Here is a 12,399-nt window from a genome sequence, read left to right as displayed (position 1 = left end):
TTTGCAAAAATATTAAGAAACGATTTTCATAAGTTCCTCTAAAGCAACCAATTGCTGCTCCCCAGAATTCATGTCTTTTAACAAGTATTTATTCTGTTCTATTTCCGATTCTCCAACCATAACTACATAAGGTATTTCGCGCTTGTTGCAGTACATCATTTGCTTTTTTAGCTTCGCAGCATCCGGATATAATTCAGTGGCAATGGATTTTGATCTCAAGGCTGTAATCGCTTTTAAGCTGTACAAACTTTCTGAAGTTCCAAAATTGATAAAAAGTACTTTGGTGGATAGTGTTTTATCTGTTGGAAATAAGTTTAATTCTTCCAAGACCAAATAAATTCGGTCCAATCCAAAACTAATCCCTACCCCACTCACATCTTTGAGTCCAAATATGCCGGTCAAATCATCGTAACGACCACCGCCGCCAATGGAACCCATTTGTACAGATTCTGGTGCAGCCACTTCAAAAATAGCACCTGTGTAGTAATTAAGACCCCGTGCTAGGGTGACATCCATTTGTAGTTTGGCAGTTTTAAGCCCTAATGCAGCCACAGAAGACGCAATAAACTCTAGTTCTTCTACGCCTTTTATGCCTTCCGTAGAAGTGCTTAAAATTGATTTTAAAGATTGTAATTGATCTGAGAAATCACCTGTCAAATTAAAAAGAGGTTCGAGTTTAGAAATGCCTTCAGAAGTGATGCCTTTTTTAAGCATTTCTTCTTTAACTTTTTCCGCTCCTATTTTATCAAGCTTATCCAAAGCGACCGTAAAATCGATGAGCTTGTCTTGAGCACCAATCAATTCGGCGATGCCTGCTAATATTTTTCTGTTGTTTATTTTTATGGTAACGCCCTTTAGGTTTAAATCTGAAAAAACGGCGTCATACAATTGAATGAATTCAATTTCTTGCCATAAGGATTTGGAGCCGACCACATCCGCATCACACTGATAAAATTCTTGAAACCGTCCTTTTTGAGGACGATCGGCCCGCCAAACGGGTTGAATTTGATAGCGTTTGAATGGGAATACAATATCGTTTTGGTATTGTGCTACATAACGTGCAAAAGGCACAGTCAGATCGTAGCGCAAAGCTTTCTCTGTGAGTGAATTTGAAAAGCGTGCTAAGTTGCCATCTTCAAGGGCTTGCAAATCTGCTTTTTTGACTTTATCGCCAGAGTTTAAAATCTTAAAAATGAGGCGATCTCCTTCTTCTCCATATTTCCCCAATAAGGTTTCCGCCAATTCAAAACTCGGTGTTTCAATGGGCTGGAATCCAAATTTTTTAAAATTTGATTTTATGGTACTAAAAATGTAGTCGCGATTTGCCAACTGCTTTGGAGAAAAATCTCGCGTTCCTTTAGATATGCGTGGTTTAGATACCATGGTTTTGCTTTAATTAACAAATATCTCTCTTTTTATGAACCTATCCAATTAGATCTTCTAAATACTTATAAAGATCGCCTTTTGTGATGTTAGACCCTTGCACGATAAGTTCAAATATTTTTGTGTTTTTATCGGCTTCAAGCGTTTTATCGGCATTGAACAATTCGACCTCGTCGGACATCAAATTTTCTCTTAACCACCCAAACCCTTCTTTGGTGGTCAAATCAATGTCCTCTTTTTTTATTTTGAGTCCAATCAATCGCAACTGCGATGCATCCACTTTAAACAGATACATGTGCTGCGGCGCTATATTTTCTAGATACTCCACTTTTGACAACACGCCTTCCCAAACCAAGTCGCTAAAAATATCCAATTCCTCTTCTGCCACTTCGGGCTTCTGTTCCTTGATCTCTTTCCATTCATCTGCCGTGATGGATTGCGTTGCTAAAAAATTAATAAACTCTTGGTTTAATTCCTCCAACTGTTCTTTGGTAAGTCTTGTGTATTTCATCCTTGATTATAGTTAAAAAAAATGTGTCCTATTTGCAGTGTGCAAATTTATAAAATAAGATTGAATTAATGCTAGAAGATAGACCGTAATCCAAATTGCAAAAATTCAAGTTTTAAGTGAACCATGCGACTGTAAATTAATAAAATTGATTTATTTACAGCTGTTTACATAAATTAATGGATACTTTTTTTTAAAGTTTATAAACTATTTCATAAGTTTGATAGATTTTAGACCCCAAATCTAAATCTTCATAAGCAGCTTAACCCGTTGTAAGCGATTGTTTTATTTGAATTATAGATGCGGGGGCAAGCAAGATGCTTGTACATTTGATTTTGGATAAAGAAACCAAAAGTTCCTATTATCCGGAAATAGAGACGTATAAACAGGAGGTTTGTTCTCCATATAACCAGTTGGCAATAATATCAACGGAACGTAAAAAAATGAACAATTTGATTAATGAAATATAGCATTCCAGATAAAAGAGCATTGACAAAATCCGAAATTGAATTTCTGACTTATCTGTTTGGAAAAGAAAAATCGGAGTGGACTAATTTAATCGGAAATCTGAAAGTTATTGCGAGATGTGGTTGCGGAAAATGTCCGACTATAATATTTGGAAAAACATTTGACTCGGAAATTCAAAAAGGGAATTTAATAATAGATTACGATGGAAAAGGTAAAAACGGAGAATTAATTGGAATATCTGTATTCGGAACTGACCAAATGCCGACTGAATTGGAATTTTACTCAATAGATGGAGAATCTGAAATTACAGAAATGCCGAAAATTGAAACTCTGAAATCTATAACGGAAAATCTAACTGAATAAAAAATACTATTGCCAACACTGGTAACCGTTGCACAAGCCCTCTAAAAAAGTAAAAAACCTTCCTTTTTAAGCCGATTTACAGGATGTATTATTAAAAAATGAGTGTGCTATTTTGTTTTTTTGAGGGGCTTACACAAGACCAAAACACCTTTATAAAGAGGGTTATTTCTAAAAAAACAACCCCAAGTGATTTCGCCTCACTTCTTGCCAGTTTCTGAGTGAATTTTAGATACTTTTTCAGGTTGTAAGCCATCGCAGATAAGTGCATGACTTTGTTGGCTTGTTGTATGCCAAGGGTGTTGATCTTTCTCAGGCCCATAAACTGAGTGAGTGTTCCAAAAACAGGTTCTACGGTGCTTTGACGTTTGCGTTTCATAAAGCGTCCTTGTTTGCTGTGCACTCGGGCATTGTTTCGCTCATATTCCTCTCGGTAATAGGTCACTGAAAACTTCTTTTCTTTGGCTGTTTTCCCCAAGCATTGGAGTGCTATTGGACAGCCTTTGCATTGTTTGGTCGAACCGCGGTATTCTTTCTTTCTCGTGTGGGTTCTATAATCGTTAAATACTTTTTTGAAGGGAATCACTTCCCCTTGTGGACATACGTAATGATCCTCTTTTTTATGGTAAACAAATCCCTCGGGACCACCTTTGTAGGTGCCATGCGGAGGAATGAAACTTTGTTTGTTGACGCCTTCTAAAAAGGCATAGTTCTCGCCACTGCTATATCCTGTGTCGGCGACACAGTTTTGCCATAGTAATCCTTGTTTCCATAAACGCTTGTCTAATCGTTTTACGATATCTTGCAAGTATTGATTGTCTTTCTTATCGGCATGGTAGGCTTGGATGTCGGTGATGACATGATGGGCGGTGTCCACACTAAGTTGACTCATATAATTGAGCTTTCTGGCTTTGCCTGGTTTTACACTGATTCGGGCATCGGGGTCGGTGGGACTGTAATGGGTCTTATTACTGGTGTATTTACTGCCTTTGTTCCCTGCACCGGGTCGCTGGTCTTGGTCGTTTGACCATTTCTTGTTGCGACTCTTTATTGCGCCTAGTTCTTGCTTATTGGCACTAAGGGTTTGTTGGGTTTTAGGGGCTTTATTGTCTTTGGCTTGACGATGGGGCTTATCCATTCGGCTGATATGACGGAGCTGATGCAAGTGTGTTTCTAAGTCTTCTTTGGGAACTTTGAGCTCTAAACTGTCCATGGATGCATTGGCTTTTACTGGGGCTGAGTCGATGGTTTGGGTGTGACCGCTGACCATGCCTTTGGAAATACATAATTCTAACACTTTGGTAAAGGCCTCTTCAAACAGGCTTTCGGGAAACAACTGACGTGTACGACTGATCGTTGAATGCCATGGAAGTTCATCATCGATGTCATAGCCGAGGAAATACAAAATATCCATACGCATACTGCAATGGGATATCAATTTGCGATCGCTAATGATGTTTTCTAAATATCCGACCAAACACAGTTTGAAAAAAACTACGGGATCTACGCTTTTTTGTCCACTTGTCCCATAATAAGAACGCGTCAAGCGATACAAATATTCTAATTCTAAAACGTTTCCTAACTGGCGATAAAAATTATCTTTTGGTATCCGTTCGCTCAAACTAAAGCAAGCAAACAGCTTTTCTTGGTAGGTCTTTTTTCCTTGCATCCATAAATTTAAGAATTTTTATGAAAATTTAAAACTTATTTTGTAGTTTTATCATAAATAGTTGTGCAACAGGCACACTGTATATAAAAAATTGCTGGTTTTGGCTTAAACAAAGGTCGTTGCACGTTTGCTACGTCTGATTTTCCTACGGAAAATCCTCGCACGCAAACACGCAACTTTCCATATACAAACACGTTGTGTTTCATACCGAAAAAAGCCAGCCGCACATTAAGCACATTTGGTTTTTGCCTACACAAAAGCCAACACATAAAAACCAAAAGAGCTTAATCTTCCCCACGCTAACAGAATTCTAATAATTGGCAGTAAATTAATTTTGTTGCCGATTTATAGTTTTGTACATTTGCTGAGTTAAAAAGAAATACTATCGCTAAAGACAAGTTACATATTGAAAAATTAACAATGTTTTTCAAAAATCGAAAAAGCTTTGAAACAACTGACATTGCTAATTTCTTTAAAGGGTTTGAACCCAATATTAGTCAAACGACTATCAATTGGCGAGTATTTACTTTGATAAAACAAGGTGTTCTTAAACGAATTGGAAAAGGAATATTTACTCTTGGAGCAATGAATTATTTTATTCCTGAGATTTCTTCAAAAGAAAAAATTCTAAGTAAAAAAATAAAAAAACATTTTCCATATTTAGAATCTTGCATCTGGAATTCTTCTATTCTTAATGAATTTACCCTGCATCAAGCCAATCAATTCTATTTATTAATTGAAGTTGAGAAAGAAGCAACACAAGCCATATTTCTTTATTTAAAAGAAAACAAATACTCAGTCTTTTTAGAACCTTCAAAAGATGTTTTTGAAAAATACATAACAGAGAACAATAATTTAATAATTGTTAAAACACTAATAACTGAAGCTCCTACACAAAACATAGATGGAATAAACACTTCTTCTTTAGAAAAAATATTAGTAGATGTTTTTTGTGATGAAATCATCTTTTCGGCATATCAAGGTAATGAAATGAGAACTATTTATAATGAAGCTTTTTCAAAATACTCAATCAATAAAAGTAAGTTGTTACGTTATGCCAACAGGAGAGGAAAAAAAGAAGAACTTAAAACATATATTAATTCTAATTTACGGCAACAAAATTAATTTACTGCCAATTTATAGTTTATGATAAATCAAAAAGAAATATCAATAAAATGGATTAATCAGGTTTCAAAAGCAAATAAAAATGCTGATAAAATTCTTGTCGAAAAGGTTATTCGAGCATTGATTCTATTAGAAGGTCTTGTGAAACAAAAATTGGACTTTGTATTCAAAGGAGGAACTGCTTTAATGTTACATTTCAATTCTACTAAAAGACTTTCTATTGACATTGATATTATTTTGCCTAAAGAGGATATTGGGCTAAACGACATATTAGATTCTTTGGCAACCGAGCAAGGTTTTTTACGAAAAGAATTACAACACCGAAACACAAATTCAAAAATCACAAAAGCACATTTTAAATTCTACTACACTCCATTTCATAAATCAAACAAAACAGAAGATTATATTTTACTTGATATATTATTTGAAAAGGCGGATTACAAAAAAATAATCCAACTGCCTATAGAATCTAATTTTGTACCGATTATTAACAAACCATTACTTGTAAACCTTCCCTGTTTGGAAGATATTTTGGGAGACAAGCTCACTGCCTTTGCTCCCAATACCACAGGAATACCATACTTTAAAAGTGAAAACAGTATGAGTATGGAAATCATAAAGCAATTATATGATGTAGGGAATTTATTTGATAAAGTAATTGACTTAAATATTATAAAAAACACATTTTACCAATTTGCAAAAACTGAATTGTCATACAGAAATATTAATGATTGTAATGAACAAGATGTAATTGAAGATATTTACCAAACTTCCCTTTGTATTGCAAGTAGAGGAATAGATGGAATAGGGAATTTCGAAGAATTACAGTTGGGAATACAAAGAATACGAGCTTATATTTTTTCTGAAAGTTATCATATTGAAAAAGCAATTACTCAAGCATCTAAAACAGCTTATCTCATCACATTAATAAAATATGAGAAAACAGAAATTGAAAAGTATGACACCCAAATACAAATGAAAGAATGGCAAATAAACGAACCAATGAACAACAAACTAAACAAACTTAAAAAATCTAATCCTGAAGCATTTTTTTATTGGTTCAAGATTTACGAAATAAAAACAGCATAAATGGCAAAGAATAAATACGATAATTATAGTAAAGAACAACTCATTGCCAAATTACAGCAATTAGAGAAAAAACGGTACGGTTTAGTTTGGGAAGACAAACCTGAAGAAATTGCTGAGCAATGCGAAAGAGAATTACCAGTGTTGGTTGAAGATAAAAGTAAAGAAATAATAAGCGATCCCCGCTACCGCACGAATCCTTTCGTGTGGTGGTAACAAAGAACTGAGCTAAAAAAGACACTTTTACAAAACTAGTTTTAGTTTAAAACTTAGTTTGTATTTACTAAATTAGGTGCTTATACAACATAACAAATCACTACACAATGCAAAAAAAATGCGCCCTAATTAGGACGCATTTATATAAAATAAGATTGAATTAATGCTAGAAGATAGACCGTAATCCAAATTGCAAAAATTCAAGTTTTAAGTGAACCATGCGACTGTAAATTAATAAAATTGATTTATTTACAGCTGTTTACATAAATTAATGGATACTTTTTTTTAAAGTTTATAAACTATTTCATAAGTTTGATAGATTTTAGACCCCAAATCTAAATCTTCATAAGCAGCTTGACCCGTTGTAAGCGATTGTTTTATTTGAATTATAGATGCGGGGGCAAGCAAGATGCTTGTACTAAAATCAGTTACGAATAATAACAACTAAAACATTGTGTTATCCCGGAATATATAACCGTTAACACACCCTTTTGTTGACATATAACGAGTTAGTGGTAATAAAAACAAACTATGAAAATATTTTTAGCATTCAGGTATAATTCAAGCTATCAAGACGTTTTAAGCAAAGTAAACAATGTCGTTGTAGCAGCGGGTCATACACTGAGCACCCATGAAGACCTTTTAAACGCAGGTGAAACTGAAGAATTAGTCAGAGAAGAAATAAAAAATTCAGACTTAGTGATAGTTGATGTGTCTGAGAATGAAGGAAATTTAACTAGCGAATTTGCAATTGCAAGAGCTTTTGAAAAACCAATTATTCTTATAACATCAGAAAGCAGTTCATTTCTAGAAAAATATTTCTCCATTTATTACGATAGACTTAGGTTAGATGAAACATTAATTATTCCATTAGATAATTATCTGAAGAAAAATAAAACTTCAGCAGCTGTAAAAAAATTCATTAAGAAAGAAAAGAATATAACTAAAAGTGTTTTTATAAGTTACAGTCATAAGGACTCAAACACAATTGATAGACTAACCGTACATCTTAAACCTTTTATTAAAAGTGGTCAAATTGATCTTTGGATTGATACCAAAATAAATGCTGGAGATCAATGGAAAATGGAGATAGACAAGGCTTTAGATAAAGCATCTATAGCTATTCTGCTTATAAGCGCAGATTTTCTGGCTTCGGACTTTATTGTTGACAATGAATTACCTCCTTTATTAAAAGCAGCAGAGGAGAAAGGAAAAAGAATTATTCCAATTATTGTTAAACCTTGTAGATTTACTTCTACTCCAACTTTAAGCAAATTTCAATCCCTAAATGACCCAAAGAACCCGTTAAGCAAGTTAAATGAAAATGATCGAGAAGAAATATACGTTAAACTTGCAGACCTGGTTGATGATAATTTAAAATAAAAACATAATTAAAATTTTAAGGAATTTATTAACATTGAACATACGAATTGAAGAAAGTTTTAATGAAGCAACCCGAAATTAATACTACCACTAACAACGTGTATAATTAATTGCTGATTCTGTGTGTACTCGGAAAATCCTAGCGGATTTCCCTCTGGTTCGTTTTCTTTTACTAATTTAGTTGCTAGCCAACGCAACTAACCATACACGAACACGTTGGCATTTATTAAAAAACTGAAACCTGAATTCAAGAACTAAAAGAAATATTTATGAAAAAATATGAAATAATTAAAATTAGTGAGATGTGGTCAACAAATACATTAAGGAGAAATGTTGAAATTTTAATTAACAAAAAATCAAATGACGGATATGAAATAATAACTGTTGCGTTTGGTGTAAATCTATGGTGGATGCCAACAGCATATATTACAATTTGTAAATAATCGCGTTTTTAAGAAAGAAAAACTGATGTTTAAATTCTCGCACAGTTGTGCGAGAATTTGTATTTATGATTTCTCTCACAAGTGTGCGAGAGATAATAAACAAACTGAATGAGTGAATTAACAGCATATAATAATTTTTTTAAAGCAGTAATTGATACAATCAATTCTGCAAAATATAATGCATATAAATCACTCAACAAATACCATATTGGACAAAATTTCGAACTTGGTAAATTAATTGATGCTTTTTTTTAAAGTTTATAAACTATTTCATAAATCTGATAGATTTTAGACCCTAAATCTTCATAAGCGGCTTGACCCGTTGTAAGCGATTGTTTTATTTGAATTATAGATGCGGGGGCAAGCAAGATGCTTGTACTAAAATCAGTTACCCCGCTACCGCACGAATCCTTTCCCCCGCTACCGCACGAATCCTTTCGTGTGGTGGTAACAAAGAACTGAGCTAAAAAAGACACTTTTACAAAACTAGTTTTAGTTTAAAACTTAGTTTGTATTTACTAAATTAGTTGCTTATACAACATAACAAATCACTACACTATGCAAAAAAAATGCGCCCTAATTAGGACGCATTTATATAAAATAAGATTGAATTAATACTAGAAGATATAGCGCAATCCAAATTGCATTTGCCATCTTGATGCTAAACTAGAATCGTATCCAAATGTTTCGGTTTGGTTCGGATTGAATGTATAAGTTGGTACCAAAGTTGCTGGATCAACACTCACTCCTACTGGAGACGTGTTGTTTGGCTGTTGTACTAAGCCCCATTCTGATCTAATTAAGTTTCCAAAGTTTAAAACATCGACACTGAACTGGATGGTGTTGGTTTTGTTTTCAGAAATTTTGATTTTATAATCTTGTAAAAATTTCACATCCCAACGGCCTCTCCATGGTGCTTGTGCGCCGTAACGCTCTGCATATTGCCCTCTACGACCACTTAAATAATCGTCTTGTGCGATGTAATTGTCAAAAGCTGCTGCTTGCCCAGGATCTCCCGTAGGGTCAAACTGCATTTGCTGAATCTCTGCAGATGTTGGCACATATAAAAGGTCATTATTTTGAAACGATGTATCGCCGTTAATGTTTCCTGCATAGGTATAGCTAAAACGACCTCCACGAGAATATTCAAAGAAAGTAGAAAGCGTAGTTCCCCATTTTTTGTTGGTACCGTAGTTCCATTTTTTACTAACAACACCAATCAAACGGTGCGTATCTCCATATCTAGAGTACGATAATTCATCTGAATTTACATCTCCAACAACGGGGTTGAAATCAAATGCATCTCCTGTAATTTCAGCTTCAATGGAGTTGACATCTTTTGAATCTAAATAGCTATAAGCTAACATGGTATATAAACCATTGTCAAACGTTTTTTGTGCTTTGAATGATGCATTCCAAATACGTCCTTTATCAGAATTTGTAAATACATAAGCGTTGTTAATTTTGTCAGCGTCTGTGTAATAAGGTCTGTTATCCACACCTGCTAAAGTCCCTGATGGCGTTGTAAGTCCCCAGTTTTGTACTTGTGCACCATTCATATCTTTCGTGTAAGATACATCTGCCGTAAGAATCAATCCATTGTCATATTTGTGATCCAATCCTAAATTCGTTCTCCAAACTTGTGGGAACTTATAATCAGGATCTACCATTTGGTAGAAATATGAATTAGGGTTTCCGATTTGGTTTCCTAACCATACAAAAGGAAAACGTCCTGTAAATAAACCAGACCCTCCTCTTAATTGGATCGTACTATCTCCTTTTACATCATAGTTAAATCCAACACGTGGAGAGACTAACCAATCGTTTGATGGCATTTGTGTGCTGTCCAATAATTGAACTTCTCCTGTATTAGGATTTACGTAAGGAATTTCTGGTTGGTAAAAAGAGACATCAATCACTTCTTGTGCTTTTTGAGCAGAATCAAAAAACAAAGGCTTATCAAAACGCAAGCCGTAAGTTAATTTGAAGTTGTCATTTACATCCCATTCATCTTGAAGGTAAAATGCCAATTGTCCAACATTTGTTTCAGCTAAAGCCCATGAATCAGCATTTTTAACAGTTTGTGCATTTGCTAAAGCTTCAGATAACAATCCGTTTGTAGAAGCTGCTAAGAAATCTCCCATAGATCCAAAAGCACCAAAAGCACCTACATATCCATCATCATTTCCATAGCCATAAGCTCCTAGGTTAAATGAGTTGTCAAATTCAAATTTCTCAAAAGAGAACCCAACTGTATAGGTATGGTTTGCTTTAGAAATTGTCATATTATTAGAAAACTGAAACACTTTTTGATTCAATACGTTGTTGACTGAAAATGGCTCATGACCAGCAATAATGTAATTTTGTCCAGCACCATTTTGAATTGTAATTGCAGGCGCTGCAGAAGACATTGGGTTTCTGAAATCATCAAAATTTGTATAGCCAACTTGAAGTTTGTTAGACACTTCATCCGATAATCTAGAATTCAATTCCAATTGAACCGATTGCAATTTATTGTTAATCTGGTATCCTGAGTTTTGAAACTGAAGCGTTGTCGCGCTCGGCCCTCTTACTCCAAGTGCAGATGGATGTGCAGGTTTTTCTTGTGAAGCATCTAACCAGTTGTATATGATTGCTAATTGGTTGTTGTCATTCACATTCCAATCTAGTTTAAAAATTCCTTTGCTAGATGCAGATTCGTGCGTAAAGCCTTGGTAAGTGCCTGTATCATACCCTAAAGTTGATAACGCATTTTGTACAGCTATCAAGTCAGATTCTAAAACAACAGATTCGTTGACCGCTCCAGATCCAGTGTTTGGTAACCATGCCTGTCCTAAATCTGATCGTTCATCTTGCTCGTAATTGGCAAAGAAAAATAATTTGTTTTTCACGATCGGTCCACCAATACTAAAGCCTGTTTGCTGTTGCGTAAGACTTGGAACAAAAATTTCTTGTCCTTTGATCTTAGAACCCGTCATGTCTTCATTTCTATAGAAGCCATAAACAGTTCCTTTAAATTCATTCGATCCACTCTTCGTCACTGCATTTACTGCAGCTCCAGTAAATCCAGATTGCGTTACATCGTAAGGTGCAGTTGATACTTGTATTTGATCGATGGCATCTAAAGATACGGGTTGTGAATTTGTTTGCCCTCCAGGAGTTGCTGCATCCAATCCAAAAGGATTGTTGAAAATTGCACCATCTAAAGAGAAGTTATTAAACTGATCGTTACGTCCTCCAAAAGAACCGTTACTTGCCGTTGGCTCTAAACGTGTAAAATCAGATGCAGATCTAGAAATTGTAGGAAGTGTTGTCAATTCTCTACGGCCTACATTGGTTTCAGCACCTGTACGGTCGCTTCCAAAAACACCTTTAGAAGTGTTTGCGGTAATCACCACAGCATCCAATTGTCCAGCATCAAGTGTTAATGCTAATGTTAAATTTTCTGTTTTTCCTAAGGTCAAGAATACATCTGTAAACGATTGGTCTTTGTAACCTACATAACTAACCGTAATTGTGTACGGTCCGCCAACTCTAAGGTTGACAAGGTTAAATCGCCCGTCAATGTTGGTGGCGGCTCCGTAAGTGGTCCCTGTTGGCGTGTGCACTGCAACAACGTTTGCACCTGGCAAACCGGTATTGGTCTCATCGGAAATAGCTCCCTTAATACTTGAAGTTGTCACCTGAGAAAAGGACAGTGAACAAGTGAAAATGAACATTAAAAGTGTAGAAATTTGTTTCATTTTATTAAAGTTTGT

Annotated in this window: 11 protein-coding genes; 7 read left to right on the top strand and 4 right to left on the bottom strand. The window is 34.9% G+C overall.

Annotated features, from left to right (window positions below; genetic code table 11):
- Positions 1 to 12: 12 nt before the first annotated feature.
- Both hisS and FORMB_RS11580 read right to left on the bottom strand, forming a co-directional pair.
- A complete protein-coding gene (gene hisS, locus FORMB_RS11585) occupies positions 13 to 1,383 on the bottom strand; it encodes a histidine--tRNA ligase (protein ID WP_069677614.1) in 1,371 nt (456 codons plus the stop codon).
- Positions 1,384 to 1,423: 40 nt separating this feature from the next.
- A complete protein-coding gene (locus FORMB_RS11580) occupies positions 1,424 to 1,894 on the bottom strand; it encodes a DUF6495 family protein (RefSeq protein ID WP_069677613.1) in 471 nt (156 codons plus the stop codon).
- A 456-nt stretch (positions 1,895 to 2,350) separates the two neighbouring features.
- Between FORMB_RS11580 and FORMB_RS11575 the strand changes: the two genes are divergently transcribed.
- Positions 2,351 to 2,722 carry a hypothetical protein gene (locus FORMB_RS11575; protein ID WP_069677612.1) on the top strand — a complete coding sequence of 124 codons (372 nt, stop codon included), beginning with the start codon at positions 2,351 to 2,353 and terminating at the stop codon, positions 2,720 to 2,722.
- A gap of 91 nt (positions 2,723 to 2,813) precedes the next feature.
- Here FORMB_RS11575 and FORMB_RS11570 read toward each other — a convergent pair whose 3' ends face one another.
- Positions 2,814 to 4,388, bottom strand: a complete 1,575-nt coding sequence (locus FORMB_RS11570) for an IS1182 family transposase (protein WP_069677611.1) — start codon at positions 4,386 to 4,388, stop codon at positions 2,814 to 2,816.
- 420 nt (positions 4,389 to 4,808) lie between these two features.
- Between FORMB_RS11570 and FORMB_RS11565 the strand changes: the two genes are divergently transcribed.
- The 6 genes from FORMB_RS11565 (at position 4,809) to FORMB_RS13055 (ending at position 8,896) form a co-directional block, all read left to right on the top strand.
- A complete protein-coding gene (locus FORMB_RS11565; protein ID WP_083243957.1) occupies positions 4,809 to 5,513 on the top strand; it encodes a DUF6577 family protein in 705 nt (234 codons plus the stop codon).
- Positions 5,514 to 5,534: 21 nt separating this feature from the next.
- Positions 5,535 to 6,602, top strand: coding sequence for a nucleotidyl transferase AbiEii/AbiGii toxin family protein (locus tag FORMB_RS11560; RefSeq protein WP_069677610.1), 1,068 nt, complete (start codon positions 5,535 to 5,537; stop codon positions 6,600 to 6,602).
- Positions 6,603 to 6,815, top strand: a complete 213-nt coding sequence (locus FORMB_RS11555) for a hypothetical protein (RefSeq protein WP_069677609.1) — start codon at positions 6,603 to 6,605, stop codon at positions 6,813 to 6,815.
- 531 nt (positions 6,816 to 7,346) lie between these two features.
- A complete protein-coding gene (locus FORMB_RS11550) occupies positions 7,347 to 8,198 on the top strand; it encodes a toll/interleukin-1 receptor domain-containing protein (protein WP_069677608.1) in 852 nt (283 codons plus the stop codon).
- 269 nt (positions 8,199 to 8,467) lie between these two features.
- Positions 8,468 to 8,641, top strand: a complete 174-nt coding sequence (locus tag FORMB_RS13060; protein ID WP_157498170.1) for a hypothetical protein — start codon at positions 8,468 to 8,470, stop codon at positions 8,639 to 8,641.
- 108 nt (positions 8,642 to 8,749) lie between these two features.
- Complete coding sequence (locus FORMB_RS13055; RefSeq protein WP_157498168.1) at positions 8,750 to 8,896, top strand: hypothetical protein; 147 nt, start codon at positions 8,750 to 8,752, stop codon at positions 8,894 to 8,896.
- A 362-nt stretch (positions 8,897 to 9,258) separates the two neighbouring features.
- Here the strand turns inward: FORMB_RS13055 and FORMB_RS11540 are convergent, their stop codons facing one another.
- Positions 9,259 to 12,384, bottom strand: coding sequence for a TonB-dependent receptor (locus FORMB_RS11540; protein WP_069677606.1), 3,126 nt, complete (start codon positions 12,382 to 12,384; stop codon positions 9,259 to 9,261).
- Positions 12,385 to 12,399 lie beyond the last annotated feature (15 nt).

Source organism: Formosa sp. Hel1_33_131 (assembly GCF_001735745.1).
Classification (GTDB): Bacteria; Bacteroidota; Bacteroidia; order Flavobacteriales; family Flavobacteriaceae; genus Hel1-33-131.
The sequence above is the reverse complement of the archived record's forward strand: the minus strand, read 5'-3'. Positions and strand labels throughout refer to the sequence as shown.